The following is a 19294-nucleotide window of genomic DNA, read 5'->3' as shown; positions in this document are numbered from 1 at the left end:
CACCGACCATGAAACGCACAGGAGCGAAACCCGGGTCGTTTGTGCTTTCCTACAACCCTCATGACGACCGTGAAAACTCTGCTGGGCCTGCCGGGGCTGCGGCTGCGCCCGCTGGCCGGGGCCGACCTGCTCGACCGGCCGGTGACGCGCATCTACGTCACGGAGCTGCCCGATCCCGGACGGTACCTGTCGGCGGGCGAGCTGGTGCTGTCCGGCCTGCTCTGGTGGCGGCGCCCGGGTGACGCCGAGCCGTTCGTGGCCGCGCTGGCCAGGGCGGGCGCCGCGGCGCTGGCCGCGTCCGGCGCCGACTCCGGCGGCATCCCCGCCGAGGTCGTCGAGGCCTGCGAACGGCACCGGATCCCGCTGCTGGAAGTGCCCACCGACCTGTCGTTCTCGGTGATCACCGAGCAGGTGGTGCTGGCGCTCGCGGCTGCGTCGGAGAGCGCGCGCAAACGTTTGCAGGCCGCCGCGGACGCGCCCGTGGAGACGTTGCTCGAGAGCGCGTCGGCGGAGCTCGGGCTGCCGTGCTGGGTGCTGTCGGGGCTCGGCCGGGTGGTCGCCGGGGCGGCGCCGCTCCCGGTGCCGGCGCCGGACGTCGTCCGCCGGTACGCGGCGAAGGAGTCCGGGTCGCTGACGGTGGTCCCGGTCGAGGGGCGGCACGCCGTGCCGTGGCTGATCGCCGTCGGCGGTCCCCTGAGCACGGCGCAGGCCGAGCTGGCCGAGGAGCTTTCCGGGCTCGTGGGGGTCACCCGGGCCCGCATGGCCGACCCCGAACCCGAGTTGCCCGGCGAAGCGCGCGTCGTCGCGTTGCGGACCGAAGGCAGCGACGAGAGCCGGGACGTCCTGCGCGAGCTGCTGCCGGACGGGCTCCTGCTCAAGTCCACAGGGGACACTTCCTTCGCGGCGACCACCTCGTCGCCGTCACCGGCCGAACTGTCCACTGTGGAACCGCTGCTGCGGGCCTCGCGGATCCTGTGTGGCGTCAGCGATCCCGCGCCCCGCGAGGAGGCACGTGAGGTCGCGGGTTACGCGCTGGCCGTGGCGGCCCGCCGGACGGGACGCGTCGTGGTCGTGCCGGCCGGCGAGGTGGACGCGCACGAACTGCTGCTGGCCGGAGCCCCGGACAGGCTCCGCGCGGCGCTTCGCCGCCGGGTGCTCGGACCGCTGCTCGAGTACGACGCGGAGCAGCACACGGACCTGGTGCACACGGTGCGGGTGTTCCTGGAATGCTCGGGCTCGCCGACGCGGGCGGCGAAGGCGCTGCACGTCCACGTCAACACGCTGCGCTACCGCATCGGCCGGGCGGGCGAGCTGCTCGGCGCGGACCTGACCGAGTTCACCGACCAGCTCGACGTCTACCTCGCGTTGCGCGCCGGCGACCAGGCAGGATGATGGGCGACGTGGAACCCGAAATCACTTCGGCCCGGCAGGCGGCGTACGACCCCCGCGTGCTGGCCTTCGGGCGGCTGCAGGGGGCGGCGAACCGGCTGGAGTACCTGCTCGGGCGGGCCCTGGAACGCGAATGCGGAATCACGCACCTGATGTACGAGGTGCTGCTGATCGTGGGCCGCACCGGCGCGGACGGGCTGACCATGCGCGCGATCGCGCAGGAGCAGGTGCTCACGACGGGCGGGGCGACCCGGCTGGTCGACCGGATGGAGTCGCTCGGCCTGGTGACGCGGACGGCGTCCCCGCACGACCGGCGCGTCCAGCTCGTGCGGCTGACTCCGCTGGGCGAGGAGACCACGGTGCGAGCGAGCCGGCTGCACGTCGAGAACATCGAGCAGCTGTTCTTCCGGCCGTTGCCGCCGGACCACCGCGACCGGTTCGCCGAGGACCTGCGAACGTTGAGCCACTCCGCGCGCGACGCCCTCCCGCGGCTGCGTTAGCACCGCGACGGCGGTTAGCGGTGTCGTAGTAGATCATCGTCTGCTCCGGACCTCGCCACTCGCCGTCTCGCGATCGCTTGTCGCGAAAGGGGAACCAGTGCCGCCGAGGCGGGCATGATCGGGTTCACGCCACCGGAGATCCGGCGCTTGCTCGCCAAACTCATCCTGCGTGTCGCCGACACCACCGACCATGTCCGGCATGGTCGCGCCGGCGCCGTCGACGACAGCACCAAGCCCGACTCAGCCACTCCGCGCGCGACGCCCTCCCGCGGCTGCGTTAGAGCAGCGTCGCCGCGGCCAGCCCGAGGAAGACCAGCGGGGCGGCGCCGGTGGCGAGCTTGCCGGCTTTCAGGTGCGCGACGATCGCACCGGCGTAGAAGAGGACCAAGCCGACCGCGGCGGCCACGCCCAGCGGCTCGAACCCCAGCAGGCCGGCGAGCAGACCCGCCGCGCCGGCGAGCTTGAGCGTGCCCAGCAGGGGCAGCCGGCTCGGCGGGACGTCGACCGCTTGCGAGGTGGCCAGGACGAACGGCGCCTTGAACAGGTCGGCGACGCCGATTCCGGCGTTCAGGACGATCACGATGATGACGACGGCGGTGTGCATGCCTTCCCGACGGGGCGGCCGCCGGGAAGGTGACCGGGCTGGGGCACACTCGGTCCGTGGGCAAGCAGAAGCGCCGTGCTCCGGCCGAAGAGACCGCGCGGCCCCGGACCGCCGAAGAGTTCGGCGATGCCCTGCTGGCCGCCGCCTCCGAGACCGCGCGGGGAGTCCGCGGCGCGGCCGGGAAGCGTGCGCACCGGCTGGCGCCGGACCTCGAGCTGCCGGCCGAGGCGGCCGAAGGTGCCCGCCAGGCCGGGCACCTCCTGATCTCGCGTGCCTGCCGGAGCGGCTGGCTGCCCGAAGACCTCGACCAGGCGGCACGGCGACGGGTCGACGACTTCGCCCGGTCCTTCGTGCTCGACACCCTGGCCGCGTACGACGGGCAGCGCGACGAGGGTGCCGTCCGCTGGTGGACGGCGTCCGAACCGCACCTGCCGCAGTGGACGGCGAAGCACATCCTGACCCCGGCCGAAGCGCTGACCTCCGTGATCGAGGCCCTCGGCTTCCTGATGACCTTGCCGGTCCTGACCCCGCCCGGAACCGCGACGCCGGACCGCCCGGCACACCACGTCGACGAGAAGAAGCTGAGCCGGGTCCGCGCGCTGCTGGCCAAGGCCGAGTCCAGCTCGTTCCCGGAGGAGGCCGAAGCCCTTTCGGCGAAGGCGCAGGAGCTCATGACCCGCTACGCCCTCGACCGCGTGCTGGTCGAGGCCGCCGACGCCGGGCCCGACGTGCCCGCGTCCCGCCGGATCTGGCTCGACACCCCGTACGCCGACGCCAAGTCGCTGCTGGTCCACGTGGTCGCGACGGCGAACCGCTGCCGGGCCGTCTACGACTCGCGCTGGGACTTCGTCACCGTCGTCGGCGACGAGGACGACCTGGACGCCGTCGCGCTGCTGACGACGTCCCTGCTCGTCCAGGCGACGCGGGCGATGATCGCCGACCCGGCCGGCCGGGACCGGGCGTTCCGGAAGTCGTTCCTGGTCTCCTACGCGACCCGGATCGGCGAGCGCCTCGACCAGGCCGCCGCGGCGACGATCGCGAAGTCGGCGGACCCGGACCGGCTGCTGCCGGTGCTGGCGTCGCACGAACGGGCCGTGGAGTCGGCCTTCACCAAGCTCTTCCCCGAGGTGGTGCACAAATCGGTGACCGTGCGCAGCCACGAAGGCTGGGGCGCGGGCCGCGAGGCCGCCGACCGCGCCCGGCTCGGTGAGTGACCCCTCACGCGAGCCGCAGCGCGTACTTCTCCAGCTCGGGCCGCCCGAACGGCAGCTCGCTCTCGTCCAGCGCCCCGCAGTCGAGGCCCCGCAGCAGGTACACCGCCAGCGCCTGCGCCGTCGCCGGCTCGTCCAGGACTCCCCCGGCCCGCTTGTCCGCGTACGCCCGCAGCCGCTCCCCGGCGGTGGCAAAGCCCGAGCGGTAGAACGCGTACGTCGCCGCGAAGCGCGTCGGCAGCTGGTGCGGGTGCAGGTCCCAGCCCTGGTAGAAGCCCCGTTCCAGCGACCGACGGACCAGCCTGAGGTGCTCGGCCCACGCGTCCGGGAGCGCGTCCCCGATCGGGAGCTTGTTGGTCGACCCGTCCGACAGCCGGACGCCGGTGCCCGCCGCCGCGACCTGCATCAGGCCCTTGGCCAGGTCGGCCGCCGGGTGCTCCATGCTCTGGTACGCCGCCGCGATGCCCAGGCCCGCGCTGTAGTCGTACGTTCCGTAGTGCAGGCCCGAGCACCGGCCCGCCGCGGCCCGCACGATCCGCGCCACGGAGAGGGTCCCGTCGAGGTCCACAATGGACTGGGCCGTCTCGACCTGGACCTCGAACCGCAGGGTCCCCTCGGCGAGCCCGTACGCGGTTTCCAAGCGCGCCAGGACTTCCGCGGCCACCGCCACCTGCTCGACCGCCGTCACCTTCGGCAGCGTGACGACGAACCCCGGCGGCAGCGGCCCGTTCTCGAGCAGCGCACCCAGGAACAGGTCGAGGGTGCGGATGCCCCGCCGGCGCGTCGCCGCTTCGAAGCTCTTGAAGCGGATGCCGCAGAACGGCGTCCCGCCGGTGGTGGCCAGGGTCTGGCCCGCCGCCCGCGCGGCCGCGTCCTCGACGTCGTCGGGCACGCGGCCGAAGCCGTCCTCGAAGTCGATCCGCAGGTCCTCGATCGGCTCGGTCAGCAGCTTCGCGCGGACGCGTTCGTACACGGCGTCCTCGACGCCCAGAAGCTCGGCGTGCTCGATGAAGACGCGCATCGCCCGCTTGCCCCAGTCGGCGACCAGGCGAGTCCGGTACTGCGACGCGGGGACGTAGACCGTGTGCACCGGCTGGCGTCCCGGCCGCTCCCCCGGGTACGACGCCGCGACGCGCGCGTCGGCCTCGGCCAAGCGCGCGTCGGCGGCGTCGTAGACGTCTTCGGGAAGACGCACTACTTGATCCGCTCGTAGGCGGGCAGCGTCAGGAAGTCGGGGAACTCGTCGGCCAGCGCGACCTGCTCGAACAGCTCGATCGCCGGCAGCAGCCGGTCGGCGGGCAGCTCGCGGGCGAGCTCGCCGCGGACGTCGGCCAGCACGCCGCGCACCAGCTCCGACGTCACGACGTCGCCGGTGTCCAGCGTGGTCCCGTTCTTGACCCACTGCCAGATCTGCGACCGCGAGATCTCCGCCGTGGCCGCGTCCTCCATCAGGTTGTGGATCGCCGCCGCGCCGTTGCCGCTCAGCCAGGACGCGATGTAGCGGACGCCCACGTCGACCGCGGCGCGCAGGCCGCCCGCCGTCGCGCCGCCCGGCGTCGAGGCGACGTCCAGCAACTGGTCGGCGGTGACGCTCACCTCGTCGCGGGTGCGCCCGAGCTGGTTCGGCTCGTCGCCGAGGACCTTGTCGAACTCCTCCTTGCAGAGCTCGACCATGCCCGGGTGCGCGACCCAGGAGCCGTCGAAGCCGTCGCCGGCCTCGCGGGACTTGTCCGCGTGGACCTTCTCGAAGGCACCCTTGTTGACCTCGGGGTCCTTGCTCGGGATGAACGCGGCCATGCCGCCGATCGCGAACGCGCCGCGCTTGTGGCAGGTGCGCACCAGCAGCTCGGTGTAGGCGCGCATGAACGGCGCGGTCATGGTGACGGAGTTGCGGTCCGGCAGCACGAACTTCTCGCCCGCGTCGCGGAAGTACTTGATCACGCTGAACAGGTAGTCCCAGCGGCCCGCGTTGAGGCCCGACGCGTGCTCGCGCAGCTCGTAGAGGATCTCCTCCATCTCGAACGCGGCCGGGATGGTCTCGATCAGCACGGTCGCCCGGACGGTGCCGTGCTCGATGCCGAGCGCCTTCTCCGAGTGGGTGAAGACGTCGTTCCAGAGCCGCGCTTCGAGGTGGCTCTCCATCTTCGGCAGGTAGAAGTACGGACCCTTGCCGCGCTTCAGCAGCTCCGCCGCGTTGTGGAAGAAGTACAGGCCGAAGTCGACGAGCGCGCCGACCGCTTCGCGGCGGCCGAAGGACAGCCCGCGCTCGGGCAGGTGCCAGCCACGCGGGCGGACCACGATCGTGGCGTGCTCGACGTCTTCCTTGAGCGCGTAGCTCTTGCCGCCGCTCTCCAGCGAGATCGTCTCGCGGACGGCGTCGTACAGGTTGACCTGGCCGGACACGACGTTCGCCCAGTGCGGCGTGTTGGCGTCCTCGAGGTCGGCGAGCCAGACCTTCGCGCCGGAGTTGAGCGCGTTGATGGTCATCTTGCGGCTGGTCGGCCCGGTGATCTCGACGCGGCGGTCCCGCAGCGCGGGCGGGGCGGCGGCGACCTGCCAGTCGCCGTCGCGGATCTCCTTCGTCTCCGGCAGGAAGTCGAGCCTGCCGGTGGTCCGGGCCTCCTCGCGACGCTTGCTCCGCGCCTGGAGCAGCTCGTCGCGACGGCCGGCGAACGCGTCGTGCAGGCCGGCGAGGAAGTCGAGCGCTTCCGGGGTGAGGATCTCGTCGCCGCGCTCGACCGGCTCGCCCAGCACCTGGACTTCAGAAGACATGGGGAAACACCTCGAAGGTTCGGATCTTTGGATAACGGCCCTACGGTTTTCTACCAGCCGGACTATAGTTTCTGCATAGCGGAACCTCAACGCCGACGTAAGGAGGGCCACCGGTGGCAGCGGAGAAGAACGGGCGCGACGGCGGCGTCCAGTCCCTGCAGCGCGCCTTCGAGCTGCTGGAACACCTCGCCGACACCGGCGGGGAGGCCAGCCTCTCGGAGCTCGCGACGCTGTCCGGGCTGCCGATGCCGACGATCCACCGGCTCATCCGCACCCTGGTCGACCTGGGGTACGTCCGGCAGAACACGAACCGCCGGTACGCGCTGGGCGCGCGGCTGATCCGGCTGGGCGAGAACGCGAGCATGCAGTTCGGCGCGTGGGCGCGACCGTTGCTGGCGGAGCTGGTCGAGGAGGTCGGCGAGACGGCGAACCTTGCGGTCCTGGAGCGCGACGAGGTCGTGTACGTGGCCCAGGTGCCCTCGAAGCACTCGATGCGGATGTTCACCGAGGTCGGCCGGCGGCTGCTGCCGCACGGCACCGGGGTGGGCAAGGCGATGCTGGCCCACCTGCCGGAGTCCGACGTGCGCTCGCTGCTGGAGCGGACCGGCATGCCGGCGTACACCGAGCACACGTTCACCGACGCGGATGCCCTGGCCGTCGAGCTGGCCCGGATCGCTTCGCAGGGGTACGCGCTCGACGAAGCGGAGCAGGAGCTGGGCGTCCGGTGCGTCGCGGTGGCGGTGCCGGGCGCGCCGGTGCCGGCCGCGGTGTCGGTGTCCGGGCCGTCCGGGCGGCTGACCGCCGAGGCGGTGGCGCACATCGCCCCGGCGGTGCAGCGGGTGGCGGACGCCCTGGGCGCGAGCCTCTCCCAGGCGACCGTCACGGTCTAGGTCAGCTCACCCTTCAGCAGGTCCATGAGCAGGCCGTCGTGCCAGGTGCCGTCCGGGGCGCGCTCGTAGTCGCGCAGCAGGCCGACCGGGCGGAACCCCACCTTCGTGTACACCCGGATCGCCGTCTCATTGGACGCCGCCGGGTCGATCGTCAGGCGGTGGTGCCCCTGCTCCAGCAGGTGGCGGGCCAGGGCGCGCAGGGCGTCCGTGCCGACGCCGCGGCCGTGGAAGCCCGGGTGCACCGAGATGTCGATGCCCGCGTGCTTGTACTGCGGGTCGAGTTCCTCACAGCTCTGGATCAGCCCGACGACCACGCCGTCGAGTTCGATGGCGTAGCACGTGAACCCGTCCTCGACGGTGTACAGGCCTTCGGTCTCGTGGTCGGGGTCGCCCCACCAGCGGGCCACCTCCGGGGTGGCCAGGATCTCGCGCAAACGGGCGCGGTCCGCTGCGACGATCGGGCGCAACCGCACCCGTTCGCCGGTGATGACGGTCATGATGGGTCCTCTCTCGTAGCGAATGACGGCTTCGGGGCGTCTGTTACGAGGAGGGGCACGGGCGAAAAGCGCGCTGCGTCAACCGGGCATGCCGGGAGTGTGCGCCGTCGCGCGGGCGCCCGTCACCTGAATATCGCCGGAGGCCGCATGGACACGCACACCGGCGCTCTGACCTGGCTCGCACAGGGTGCCGCTTCGAACCTGCTGGACCGCCTGGTCGACCGCGCGCTCGACGGCTCGCCGCCGACGCCCGCGTGGCCACGCCCGCCCAAGACCGCGGCGGGGACGGTCGAAATCACCGTGCGGCACCACGCCGCCGCGAAGGGGCGCACGCCGGTGATCCTGACGCTGCAGGAGAACGGCAGCCGCACGGGCACGGTGTTCTCGGTCGTCCTGGGGAACACGGCCCGCATCGCGGTCCCGGGCGGCGACTACTTCGGCGCGGCGATGGTGGTCGACCCGCGCCGCCGCACCCTGCAGGGCATCGGCTGGTCGCGGCTGACCGTGGCGGCTCACCGGACGTCCCCGTGCCTCATCCCGGCGAACCGCCCGACGGCGCCGGTGCTGCTGCAGCTGGGCCTGCGCAAGGCGGACGGGACACCGCTCTTCCGGCTCTGACCCCGGTAAAATCGGGGTCCGGGTTCCGGAGGGGGAGGAATGCTCGAACTGTTCGCGGCGCCGCTCGCCTGGCTGGGTCAGAAGGCGGCCGACGTCATCGTCGGCCAGCTCGTCGAGAAGGGCGTGGACCGGCTCACCGACCGGTTCGGCGACTCGCGGCGGAAGACGGTCGTCGTTCCCGAGACGCCGGCCGCGCCCACCCGGCACCTGCTCGGGAACGTGACCAGCGACATCGACATCGACGTGCGGCACGAGCCGTCGAGCAGGCAGTGGGTGCTGCTGACCTTCCAGCCGACCCCGCCGGCCGGCGAGCGGACGTCGGGCACGACGGTGCCGATGGTGCTCGGCGAGACCGCGCACCTGACGCTGCACCGCGGCGACTACCTGATCGGCGCCCTGGTGCTCGATCCTCCGGAGGATCTCCGCGGCAAACCGGTGCTGCGCGGCGTCGGCGCGGTCCGCCACTGGGTGGCCGGCACCGACACCGACCAGCTGACCATCGAGACCACCGAGCCGACGACGGAGCTGCTCGAGCGGCTCGGGCTGCAGATGCCCGACGGCTCCGGCCCCTTCCGGCCGGCGCCACCGAAGGCGGCCGCCCCTCCCCGGCAGCTCACGGCCGCACCGGAACTCCAGGCGCGACGAGAGGCGGTTTCGCGACTGCTCGCCCAGGCGAAAACCGGTGCGGCCCCGCAGTGCCGAGCCGCGGCTTCCGACCTCGGCCCCCGCTGCACCGCCCGGGCCCGCGTTCACGGCAAGAACGGGCTGTGCCAGTTCCACCATTCCGCGGTGACACTGGGCGAGACCGTGTACGAGTGGTCGAGCGGGAAACCGATCACCTAGCCGAGCAGGGCGTCCACGAAGGCACCCGGCTCGAACGGCGCCAGGTCGTCCGGGCCCTCGCCGAGCCCGACCAGCTTCACCGGCACGCCCAGCTCGCGCTGGACCTGGAACACGATGCCGCCCTTGGCGGTGCCGTCCAGCTTCGTCAGGACGATCCCCGTCACGTCGATGAGCTCGGCGAACACCCGCGCCTGCATCAGGCCGTTCTGGCCCGTCGTCGCGTCGAGGACCAGCAGGACCTCGTCGACCTTCGCCTGCTTCTCGACGACGCGCTTGACCTTGCCCAGCTCGTCCATCAGGCCCGTCTTCGTGTGGAGCCGGCCCGCCGTGTCGACCAGGACCGCGTCGACCCCGGTGTCGATGCCGCGCTTCACCGCGTCGAACGCCACCGCCGCCGGGTCCGCGCCTTCCTTGCCGCGGACGACCTCCGCGCCCACGCGCTCGGCCCACGTCTGGAGCTGGTCGGCCGCCGCCGCGCGGAACGTGTCCGCCGCGCCCAGCACCACCGTCTTGTCCTGGGCCACGAGAACCCGGGCGAGCTTGCCCGTGGTCGTCGTCTTGCCCGTGCCGTTGACGCCCGCCACCAGGACCACCGCGGGCTGCTTCTTGCCGTCGACGATGTGCGGCAGCGCCCGCACCGCGCGCTCGCTGTCGGTCGACAGCTGCGCCGTCAGCACCTCGTGCAGCACCTCGCGCGCCTCGGCCGACGAGCGGATCGCGCGCCGGGACAGCTCGTCGCGCAGCCGCTCGACGATCTGGGTCGTGGTGGCCGCGCCCAGGTCGGCCATCAGCAGCGTGTCTTCGACGTCCTGCCAGGAGTCCTCGTCCAGGTCACCGGCGCCGAGCAGGCCCAGCAGGCTCGTCCCGAACACCGACCGCGACTTCGACAGCCGGCCGCGCAGCCGCTCGAGGCGGCCGGTCGCGGGGTCGATCTCCTCGGCCACCGGGGCGGGCTCTTCGGGGAGCTTGACGTCGCGCACCGTGCGCTGCGCCGAGTCGCGCGGCACCGCCGCGTCGTCGCCCACCGCGGGCTGCCCCTCGGTCTCCGGCCGGTCCTCGACGGGGTGCTCGACCTCGGTCCCGCCGGGCGCGAGCGCGATGCCCCCGCTGGCCGCGTAGGAGCCGCCCTTCGGCTTCTCCTCGACCTCCCGCTTGGCGTCCAGGGTGATCCGGCGCCGGCGCGCGACCAGCAGGCCGGTCACCAGGAGGGCGACCAGCACGACGACAGCGAGGACTACGAACAAGAACCAGGTGCTCGACACCGCCCCATCCTTTCATCCGCACCGCGGCGTCCCGGACACCCCGCCCGCACAGGCAATTCATAACGACGTAGGTCCCGATTGGGCCAAGACTTCACGATGTGGGGTTGCGCCACCGGAGACCCTGCACTAAACCCCTCCGGATGGGGAAAAGCGCGAGCCACAGCTTCCGGGTGATCGGGCTCATTTCGGGCACCTCGGTCGACGGCATCGACGTGGCCGCCGCCGACCTGCACGCCGAGGACGGCACGGTGGTCCTCACCCCGCTCGGCGAGCTCGACGTCCCCTACCCCGAACCGCTGCGCGAGGGCCTGCTCGCCGCGTTGCCGCCGAACCCCTGCACCGCCGGCGAGCTGACGCGGCTCGACACCGGCGTCGGCCAGGCGTTCGCCGACGCGGCCGTGCGTGGTGCCGAAGAACTCGCCGGCGGCACCGCGGACCTCGTCGCGTCGCTGGGCCAGACGGTGTTCCACTGGGTCGAGGACGGCCACGTCCACGGCACGCTGCAGCTCGGCCAGCCCGCCTGGATCGCCGAGCGCACCGGGCTGCCGGTCCTGGCCGACCTGCGGGCCCGGGACGTCGCCGCGGGCGGCCACGGCGCGCCCCTGGCGAGCACGTTCGACCAGCTGTGGCTGCGCGGTCTCGCCCAGGACGCCGGTCGCCCGGTCGCCGCGCTCAACCTTGGTGGCATCGCGAACATCACCGTCGTGACCGACGGCGAACCGGCGATCGCCTACGACACCGGGCCCGCCAACGCGCTGCTCGACGTCGCGGCCCACCGCGTCACCGGGCAGCGCAGCGACGTCGACGGCCGGCTCGCGCTCGGCGGTTCGGTGCGCTCCGACCTGCTCGCCCGGCTGCTCGACGACCCGTACTTCGCCGCCGCGCCGCCGAAGTCCACCGGCAAGGAGTACTTCAACGCGCCCTACCTCGACGCCGCCCTCGCCGGGCTGCCGCCGGTCGACCCCGGTGACCTCCTGGCGACGCTGACGGAGCTCACCGCGGTGAGCGTCGCCGGCGAGTGCCGGCGCCACGGCGTCACGACGGTCGTCGCCTCCGGTGGCGGCGTCGCGAACCCGGCCGTGATGACGGCGCTGGCGCGGAACCTGCCGGAAGCCGTGCTGAAGACCAGCGACGACCTCGGCCTGCCCGGCGCCGGCAAGGAGGCGTACCTCACCGCGCTGCTCGGCTGGCTCACCTGGTGCGGCGTGCCCGGTACGGTGCCGTCCGCGACCGGTGCCCGCGGGCCGCGCCTGCTCGGCGCGCTCGTCCCGGGCGCCGGGCCCCTGAACCTTCCCGCCCCGCTGGGGGGCACCGTGACGCGGTTGCGAGTCGCGGAGAAGGCCGGATGAAGATGACAGTAGGAGAAGTCCATGCGCGGTGTTGACCTCGCCATCATCGTGGTCTACCTGGCGGCGATGCCGCTGATAGGCGTGCTCGTCGGCCGCAAGCAACGGTCGGCGGCCGACTACTTCGTCGGCGAGCGCAGCCTCCCGTGGGGTGCGGTGATGCTGTCCGTGGTGGCCACGGAGACCTCGACGCTCACCGTGATCAGCACGCCGGGTCTCGTCTTCGGCAACGCGTTCCTGTTCCTGCAGCTGGCTTTCGGCTACATCATCGGCCGGACGATCGCCGCGTTCGTGCTGCTGCCGCGGTACTTCAAGGGCAACCTCGTGAGCGCGTACGCGTTCCTGGGCAAGCGGTTCGGGTCCGGGCTGCAGGGCACCGCGTCGGTGACGTTCGTGATCACGCGGCTGCTCGCCGAAGGTGTCCGCCTGTTCGCCGGCGCGATCCCGATCAAGGTGATCCTCGGGCACTACAACATCCACCTGGACTACTGGGTGATCGTGGTGATCCTGACCGCGCTGACGCTGATCTACGCCTACATCGGCGGGATCAAGGCCGTCGTGTGGGTCGACGTCATCCAGCTCACGCTCTACCTCGGCGGCGCGGCGGTGGCCGCGATCGTGCTGCTGAACAAGCTGCCGGGTGACTGGATGAGCCAGGCGTCCGACGACGGCAAGTTCATGCTCGTCGACTTCTCGAAGAACCTGCTGACCAGCCCGTACGCCTTCATCACGGCGGTGCTCGGCGGCGCGGCGCTGTCCATGGCCTCGCACGGTGCCGACCAGCTGATCGCGCAGCGGCTGATGGCCACGCGCAGCCTGCGCGACGGCCAGAAGGCGCTCATCGGCAGTGGCATCATCGTCACCATCCAGTTCGCGCTGTTCCTGCTGGTCGGGGCGATGCTGTGGGTGTTCGACGGCCGCAAGTCGGTCGCGCAGCTCGGCCTGCAGAGCCCGGACGACGTGTTCTCGCGGTTCATCATCGACGACCTGCCGGTCGGCGTCTCGGGCCTGCTCATCGCGGGCGTGCTCGCGTCGACCATGGGCGCTTTGGCTTCGGCGCTCAACGCCCTTTCGACGTCGACCGTGGCCGACCTCTACCAGCGGTTCACCAAGCGCTCGCCGGAGGATTCGAAGCTGCTCCAGCACGGCCGCATGTGGACGCTGATCTGGGCGGTCGTGTTCGCGCTCTTCGCGTCGCTGTTCTCCACCACGAAGAACTCGGTGATCGAGCTGGGCCTGGCCATCACCGGGTACACCTACGGCGCGCTGCTCGGGTCGTTCCTGCTCGGCCTGCTGATCAAGAAGGCCCGGCAGCTGGACGCGATCATCGCGTTCGTCGCCACGGTCGTGGTGATGGCGTTCGTGATCCTCGGGGTGAAGTTCAGCGCGAAGACCGGCGGGTTCATCGGGATCGACTTCTCGAAGGCGGCCGGCGACCGCGTGGCTCTCGCCTACCCCTGGTACACGCTGCTGGGCGTGGTGATCACGCTGGTCGTGGGCGGGTTGCTTTCGCTGCGGCACCGGACGCCGGACCCGAAGGCGGCCGAGGCCAACGCGGTCGGTGAAGCGGAAGAGGTTCCCGCCGCCTGATCCTTTTGAACCGTTTCCGGCGGGCTCCCGTGTCGAGGTGCGGGAGCCCGCCGAGAAGCGGCGGGAGGAATCGAAGGTGGGTTCATGAAGCGGATGACGGTGGCGCTCGCGATCGGCGCCCTGCTGGCCGGCGGCGCGGCGACGGCTTCGGCCAGCCCGGCGGGCCCGAAGGTGCCGGACGCGATCAAGGTCCCGGCCGGCAACCACGCGCTGGCGACGTTCCCGGCCGAGGGCGTGCAGATCTACGGGTGCACCGCGGGCGCGTGGACGCTGATCCAGCCCGCGGCGGTGCTGTCGAAACACGGCAGGCCGGTGGCCCTGCACAGCAAGGGTCCGGTGTGGACGTCCATTGTGGACGGCAGTACCGTCGGCGCGGCCGCGGTGGCCACCTCCCCGCGGGACGGCGCGATCCCGGAGGTGCTGCTCAAGGCGAACCTGAACACGGGTGACGGGATCTTCGGCAAGGTGACCTACGTCCAGCGCCTGAACACGCGCGGCGGCCTCGCCCCGGCCGGGACCTGCACCGACGGCGCGCAGACCGCGGCCCGCTACTCGGCCGACTACGCCTTCTGGGTCGCCGACTAAGGGGATGTGACCCCCTCTCCCGCTCCCGTAACCTGGGAGCGGGAGAGGGGGTCTCACATGGGGTTCTTCATCGGCATCGGCGTGGTCCTCGCCGTGCTGCTCGTCATCGGACTGGTCATGGACCGGCTCGACCGCAAGCGCGGGGTCAAGCACGGCATGCTCCGGCCCGGCGGGCGGCGCCCGAACATCGGCGACGCCGGCAGCGTCGGCAACGACCTGAGCACCTACGAGCCGCGCGTGCGGGGCGACGACCGCCGCGCGCCGCGCGAAGACGACATGTGACGCGTCAGCCGACCGCGACCGGCTCGTCATCGGCCGTGCGCAGGCGCTGCGAGATCACCTTCGTGATGCCGTCGCCCTGCATGCTCACGCCGTAGAGCGCGTCGGCGATCTCCATCGTCGGCTTCTGGTGGGTGATGATGATCAGCTGTGACGAGTCGCGCAGCTGCTCCAGGAGCCCGATCAGCCGGCGCATGTTGGTGTCGTCCAGCGCGGCCTCGACCTCGTCCATCACGTAGAAGGGTGACGGCCGGGCGCGGAAGATCGCGACCAGCATGCCCACCGCGACCAGCGACTTCTCGCCACCGGAGAGCAGCGAAAGCCGCTTGACCTTCTTGCCCGGCGGGCGCGCTTCGACGTCGACGCCGGTGCTCAGCAGGTCGTCCGGCTCGGTCAGGACCATCCGGCCCTCGCCGCCGGGGAACAGCACGCTGAACACCGTCTCGAACTCGCGGGCCACGTCCGCGTACGCCCCGGCGAAGACCTCGAGGATCTTCTCGTCGACCTGCTTGATGACCGCCTCGAGGTCCTTGCGGGTGTCCTTGAGGTCCTCCAGCTGCGTGGAGAGGAACTTGTACCGCTCCTCCAGCGCCGCGAACTCCTCGAGGGCCAGCGGGTTCACCTTGCCCAGCAACGACAAGTCCTTCTCGGCGCGCTTGGCGCGGCGAGCCTGGGTGTCGCGGTCGTAGGGCATCGGCGGCGGCGGGGTGACGTCCTCGCCGCGGTCCTTGGCCGCCTCGTACTCGGCCATCTCGCCCGCGCTCGGCGGGACCGGGACGTCCGGGCCGTACTCCTGCACCAGTTCCGTGAGCCCGATGCCGAAGTCCTCGGCGATCTTGGCTTCCAGGGTCTCCAGCCGGAGCCGCTGCTCGGCGCGCAGGACCTCGTCGCGGTGGACGGCGTCGGTCAGCTTCTCCAGCTCGCCGGTCAGCTCGCGGACCTTGGCGCGGACGCCGGTCAGCGCGGCCTCGCGGCTCTGGCGGCGGGCCTGGACCTGGTCGCGCTCGGCGGCCGCGCGCTGGACCGACTGCTCGATGCGGTCCAGGGCGATCTCGCCGCCGTTGACGACGGCGTTGGCGATCTCGGCGCCGCGCTTGCGGTTCGCGGCGGCGCGCTCGGCGCGTTCGCGGGCCTGCTGCTCGGCGTGCGCGGCGCGGCGGAGGCCCTCGGCCTTGCCCGCGATGCTGCGCGCCCGCTCCTCGGCGGTGCGCTGCGCGAGCCGCGCTTCCATCTCTTCCTGCCGGACGACGGCCAGCTCTTCGACGGCGGCGTCGCGCTCGGCGGTGTCCGGGTCGTCCTCGACGGGCTGCTCGGCGACGGCGGCGAGCCGTTCCTCCAGCTCGGCGAGCTGGGCCAGGGCCTGCTCGCGGCTCTGCTCGACCTTCGCGCGCTGGCCGCTGAAGCGTTCGACCTCGGCCTGGGCCTGGCGGGCCGCCTGCTGCAGCCGGCTGAGCCGCTCCGACGAGCGTGCCTTGCGCACCTTGGCCTCGCCGAGGGCGTCCTTGGCCTGGGAAACCTCTTCGCGACGCGCTTGCTGCTCGGCGCGGGCGCCTTCCAGCTCGGCCGCGTAGCGCTCCAGCGAGCGTTCGGCCGTGCGCAGCCGCTCCCCGGCCTCGTCGACGGCCGCCTGGACCTCGATGACGCTCTCGCGCTTGCCCGAGCCGCCGATCGCCCAACGGGACCCGAAGACGTCGCCTTCGGCGGTGACCGCCCGGACCTCCGGGTGCACGGCGACCAGGTGGCGCGCCGACTCGAGGTCGCGGACCAGGGCGAGCTTGTCGAGGGCCTGCTCGACGGCGGGCCGCAGCTGCGCCGGCGCCGTGACGACCTCGCGGGCCCAGCGCGCGCCGTCCGGCAGCGACGGCCACGAGTACGTGTCCACAGTGGACTCAGGCCCGCCGAGCAGGATGCCCGCGCGGCCGGAGTCGGTGTCCTTCAAGTACTTCAGGGCGCGCAGGGCGTCCTCGCCGCCGGCGACGGCGACCGCGTCGGCCACCGGGCCGAGCGCCGCGGCCAGCGCGACCTCGTAGCCGGGCTCGACGGTCAGCAGCGCGGCGACCGAGCCGAGCAGGCCCGGCAGCTCGTGGGACGCGCCGAGCAGCGCGCCCGCGCCGTCCTTGCGCCGCAGGCCCATCGACAGCGCCTCGACGCGGGCCTTCTCCGACGCGATCTCGCGCTCGGCGGCGCGTTCGGCCTTGACCAGCTCTTCGACACGCGCCTTGGCCGCGTTGTTGGCCTCGACCGCGCGGTCGTGGCGATCCATCAGGCCGGAATCGTCGGACTCCTCGACGCCGCCTTCCGCCTTGGCCACTTCGAGCTCTTCGACGGCGATCTCCGCGCGTTCCGCGGACTCCTCGAGGGAGACGCTGAGGCGGTCGATCTCGTCGGAGGTGGCGCCGTTCTTGCTGCGCAGCGCCTCGACCTGGCCGGTCAGCTTGGCCATGCCCTCGCGGCGGTCGGCGATCGCGCGGACGGCGGCCCAGTGCGCGCGCTCGGCGGCCTGGACGCGCTGTTCGAGGTCTTCGCGCCGCAGCACGGTCTGGGCGAGCAGCTCCCGGGCCTCCATGACGGCCTCGTTGAGCTCCTCTTCCTGCTCGGCGACGCGCTCGGCCTCTTCGAGCAGCTCTTCGGGGTCACGGCCACCGGTCGACGTCGAGACGTCGGCCGACAGGTGGCGCTGCCGCTCGATGGCCAGCCGGACGGTGCCGCGAAGGCGCTCGGCCAGCGCGGAGAGCTTGTACCAGGTCTCCTGGGCGGTCTGCAGCAGCGGCGCGTCCTCGGCGAGCGACGACTCCAGCTCGGTCTCCTCGGCGGAGACGATCTCGAGGGTCTGCTCGACCTCGGCGCGGCGCTGGCGGGCGGTCTTCTCGTCGGCCTCGTCGCGGGTGATCGCGCTGCGCTGGGTGACCAGGTCGTCGGCGAGCAGGCGCAGGCGGGAGTCGCGCAGCTCGGACTGGACGGCCTGGGCCCGCCGGGCGATCTCGGCCTGCTTGCCCAGCGGCTTGAGCTGGCGGCGCAGCTCGGTGGTGAGGTCGCCGAGGCGGTCGAGGTTGCCCTGCATGTTGGCCAGCTTGCGCAGGGTCTGTTCCTTGCGCTTGCGGTGCTTGAGGACGCCGGCGGCCTCTTCGATGAAGGCGCGGCGCTCTTCGGGCTTGGATTCGAGGATCGCCGAGAGCTGGCCCTGCCCGACGATGACGTGCATCTCGCGGCCGATGCCGGAGTCCGAGAGCAGCTCCTGGACGTCCATCAGGCGGCAGCGGTCGCCGTTGATCTCGTACTCGCTGGCGCCGTCGCGGAACATCCGGCGGGTGATCGACACCTCGGCGTACTCGATGGGGAGCGCGCCGTCGGCGTTGTCGATGGTGAGGGTGACCTCGGCGCGGCCGAGCGGGGCGCGGCCCGCGGTGCCGGCGAAGATGACGTCCTCCATCTTGCCGCCGCGCAGGTCCTTGGCGCCCTGGGTGCCCATGACCCAGCGCAGGGCGTCCAGCACGTTGGACTTGCCGGAGCCGTTCGGCCCGACCACGCAGGTGATGCCCGGCTCGAAGCGCAGCGTGGTGGCCGAGGCGAAGGACTTGAAGCCCTTGAGCGTCAGGCTTTTCAGGTGCACTGGGTGCTGACCCCTCTGGCTGCCGGTACTGGCGATTCAATCGTCCCAGGCTACCCGGGGGTCCCCGCGGGCCGCCGGACGCGCCCCCTCATCGGCGCGCCTTAGCACATCCTCGGAGGTCACAGCAACCTCCTGCGCCACACCCGCCCCGGAAGTACCAAGGCCCGCGTCAGCGTTCCAGGAAGCCGCTGAGTCCCCCTTTCGGGTCGGACCAGCGCTCGACGACGGTCTCCACACTTCCGGGTGATTCTCCCGACCGCAGGACGGCCAGCAACCGCTCACAGTGGTCTCGATCACCCTCCGCTATGACCTCGACACGCCCGTCGGGCATGTTGCGGGCACTGCCCACCAGGCCGAGCTCGAGCGCCCTGCTGCGGGTCCACCAGCGGAAACCGACCCCCTGGACCCGGCCGCGCACCCACGCCGTCAATCGTGTGTTCGTTTGTTGCTCACTCACGCTTTCATCCTTTCCGGACACATCGACTGCGCACAGTGATCACGCAGGCTCACTACCTGGTCGAATAGGGCACCGACGGTGATAGCCTCGCCGCCGAGGTCGTCCTCCCGGGTTCCCCCGCCCGGGGAAGCAGTGATCGATTCACGACCTCCCACCGCGCCTCCCGACCCCCCGAGGAGCCTGCAATGCCCCGCCCCGACGGGTCCGCATCGAGCTCGCACGTGACCAGGATCGACACCGCCCCGCCGAAGAGCAGCAAACCGAACCGCACCGGGTACGTCGTGCTCGGGGTGGCCGGGCTGGTCGTCGCGACCGCGTTCGCCGCGGTCGCCGAGCTCGCCGGCCCCGACCCCGCCACCACCGCGGGCGGCCCCGGCGGCATCGGCGGCCAGGGCACCTCGCAGGCCGGCCTGCAGACGGCGTCGAACACCCCCTCGTCGGCGGGCCCGTCGACCGTCGGCGCGCCGACGTCGCCGACGTCGCCGGCCGCCCCGTCGATCGCGCCGAGCACGGTCGTGTCGGTCAGCCCGGACGGCAAGACCACGACCACGGTGGTCACCCACGCCGACCCGCCCCCGCCGCCCCGCGACGACACGGGCAACCCGCCCCCGGTGACCTCGACGACGCCGAAGCCGACCAGCACGACACCGAAGCCGCCGACGTCGACGACTCCTCCGCCGACCACGACGGCCGATCCGCCGACCACGACGACCGGTGGAGGCGGGACCAGCACCGCGGGTTCGCCGTCGCCGACCGGGACCGGCACGTCCTCGACGACGGGCGGCAGCACCACGCACGCGCAGTAGCGACAAGAGAAACCCCCGGAGGCCACCGCCGCGGC

The 19294-nt window shown here is 72.2% G+C and carries 18 protein-coding genes; 11 read left to right on the top strand and 7 right to left on the bottom strand.

Going from position 1 to position 19294, the window contains the following annotated elements:
• The first annotated feature begins 60 nt into the window (after positions 1-60).
• Positions 61-1392 carry a PucR family transcriptional regulator gene (locus tag ABZ342_RS14710; RefSeq protein WP_360472927.1) on the top strand — a complete coding sequence of 444 codons (1332 nt, stop codon included), beginning with the start codon at positions 61-63 and terminating at the stop codon, positions 1390-1392.
• 8 nt (positions 1393-1400) lie between these two features.
• Complete coding sequence (locus ABZ342_RS14705; RefSeq protein ID WP_360472923.1) at positions 1401-1889, top strand: MarR family transcriptional regulator; 489 nt, start codon at positions 1401-1403, stop codon at positions 1887-1889.
• A gap of 277 nt (positions 1890-2166) precedes the next feature.
• Here the strand turns inward: ABZ342_RS14705 and ABZ342_RS14700 are convergent, their stop codons facing one another.
• Complete coding sequence (locus tag ABZ342_RS14700; RefSeq protein ID WP_360472920.1) at positions 2167-2493, bottom strand: DoxX family protein; 327 nt, start codon at positions 2491-2493, stop codon at positions 2167-2169.
• A gap of 56 nt (positions 2494-2549) precedes the next feature.
• Here ABZ342_RS14700 and ABZ342_RS14695 point away from each other — a divergent pair, with 56 nt between their 5' ends.
• On the top strand, positions 2550-3707 hold the full coding sequence (locus ABZ342_RS14695) for a DUF2786 domain-containing protein (RefSeq protein ID WP_360472917.1): 1158 nt from the start codon (positions 2550-2552) through the stop codon (positions 3705-3707).
• Positions 3708-3711: 4 nt separating this feature from the next.
• Here the strand turns inward: ABZ342_RS14695 and ABZ342_RS14690 are convergent, their stop codons facing one another.
• Both ABZ342_RS14690 and aceB read right to left on the bottom strand, forming a co-directional pair.
• Positions 3712-4899, bottom strand: a complete 1188-nt coding sequence (locus tag ABZ342_RS14690) for an aldolase (RefSeq protein ID WP_360472914.1) — start codon at positions 4897-4899, stop codon at positions 3712-3714.
• A complete protein-coding gene (gene aceB, locus ABZ342_RS14685; protein WP_360472911.1) occupies positions 4899-6476 on the bottom strand; it encodes a malate synthase A in 1578 nt (525 codons plus the stop codon). The genes ABZ342_RS14690 and aceB overlap by 1 nt, the downstream gene beginning before the upstream one ends.
• A 113-nt stretch (positions 6477-6589) precedes the next feature.
• On the opposite strand from aceB, the gene ABZ342_RS14680 reads away from it, so the two are divergent.
• Complete coding sequence (locus ABZ342_RS14680; RefSeq protein ID WP_360472908.1) at positions 6590-7366, top strand: IclR family transcriptional regulator; 777 nt, start codon at positions 6590-6592, stop codon at positions 7364-7366.
• On the opposite strand, the gene ABZ342_RS14675 is transcribed toward ABZ342_RS14680, so the two are convergent.
• Positions 7363-7863 (bottom strand): GNAT family protein, encoded by a 501-nt coding sequence (locus ABZ342_RS14675; RefSeq protein ID WP_155545276.1) that lies wholly within the window; start codon positions 7861-7863, stop codon positions 7363-7365. The genes ABZ342_RS14680 and ABZ342_RS14675 overlap by 4 nt on opposite strands.
• Positions 7864-8010: 147 nt before the next feature.
• On the opposite strand from ABZ342_RS14675, the gene ABZ342_RS14670 reads away from it, so the two are divergent.
• Together ABZ342_RS14670 and ABZ342_RS14665 are read left to right on the top strand one after the other, a co-directional pair.
• Positions 8011-8481 (top strand): hypothetical protein, encoded by a 471-nt coding sequence (locus tag ABZ342_RS14670; protein ID WP_155545275.1) that lies wholly within the window; start codon positions 8011-8013, stop codon positions 8479-8481.
• Positions 8482-8520: 39 nt separating this feature from the next.
• The gene (locus ABZ342_RS14665) at positions 8521-9324 is read left to right on the top strand and encodes a hypothetical protein (protein WP_360472905.1); all 804 of its coding nucleotides are present in this window, start codon (positions 8521-8523) and stop codon (positions 9322-9324) included.
• Here the strand turns inward: ABZ342_RS14665 and ftsY are convergent.
• Entirely contained in the window at positions 9321-10586 is a 1266-nt protein-coding gene (gene ftsY, locus ABZ342_RS14660; RefSeq protein ID WP_360472902.1) for a signal recognition particle-docking protein FtsY, read from the bottom strand. The two genes, ABZ342_RS14665 and ftsY, sit on opposite strands and share 4 nt — an antisense overlap.
• Positions 10587-10726: 140 nt before the next feature.
• On the opposite strand from ftsY, the gene ABZ342_RS14655 reads away from it, so the two are divergent.
• The 4 genes from ABZ342_RS14655 (at position 10727) to ABZ342_RS14640 (ending at position 14389) form a co-directional block, all read left to right on the top strand.
• Positions 10727-11935, top strand: coding sequence for an anhydro-N-acetylmuramic acid kinase (locus tag ABZ342_RS14655; RefSeq protein WP_360472900.1), 1209 nt, complete (start codon positions 10727-10729; stop codon positions 11933-11935).
• Positions 11936-11956: 21 nt separating this feature from the next.
• Positions 11957-13522, top strand: coding sequence for a sodium:solute symporter (locus ABZ342_RS14650; RefSeq protein WP_360472897.1), 1566 nt, complete (start codon positions 11957-11959; stop codon positions 13520-13522).
• 84 nt (positions 13523-13606) lie between these two features.
• A complete protein-coding gene (locus ABZ342_RS14645) occupies positions 13607-14107 on the top strand; it encodes a DUF3455 domain-containing protein (RefSeq protein ID WP_360472894.1) in 501 nt (166 codons plus the stop codon).
• A gap of 57 nt (positions 14108-14164) precedes the next feature.
• Positions 14165-14389 carry a hypothetical protein gene (locus tag ABZ342_RS14640; RefSeq protein ID WP_155545270.1) on the top strand — a complete coding sequence of 75 codons (225 nt, stop codon included), beginning with the start codon at positions 14165-14167 and terminating at the stop codon, positions 14387-14389.
• Positions 14390-14393: 4 nt separating this feature from the next.
• Here ABZ342_RS14640 and smc read toward each other — a convergent pair whose 3' ends face one another.
• On the bottom strand, positions 14394-17996 hold the full coding sequence (smc, locus tag ABZ342_RS14635; protein WP_360472891.1) for a chromosome segregation protein SMC: 3603 nt from the start codon (positions 17994-17996) through the stop codon (positions 14394-14396).
• A 169-nt stretch (positions 17997-18165) separates the two neighbouring features.
• Positions 18166-18453: an acylphosphatase gene (locus tag ABZ342_RS14630; protein ID WP_360472888.1), complete on the bottom strand. Its 288-nt coding sequence runs from the start codon at positions 18451-18453 to the stop codon at positions 18166-18168.
• Between the two features lie 221 nt (positions 18454-18674).
• On the opposite strand from ABZ342_RS14630, the gene ABZ342_RS14625 reads away from it, so the two are divergent.
• Positions 18675-19259 carry a hypothetical protein gene (locus ABZ342_RS14625; RefSeq protein WP_360472885.1) on the top strand — a complete coding sequence of 195 codons (585 nt, stop codon included), beginning with the start codon at positions 18675-18677 and terminating at the stop codon, positions 19257-19259.
• The last annotated feature ends 35 nt before the right edge of the window (positions 19260-19294 follow it).

It is taken from the genome of Amycolatopsis sp. NPDC005961 (genome assembly GCF_040629235.1).
Classification (GTDB): domain Bacteria; phylum Actinomycetota; class Actinomycetes; order Mycobacteriales; family Pseudonocardiaceae; genus Amycolatopsis; species Amycolatopsis camponoti.
The sequence above is the reverse complement of the archived record's forward strand: the minus strand, read 5'-3'. Positions and strand labels throughout refer to the sequence as shown.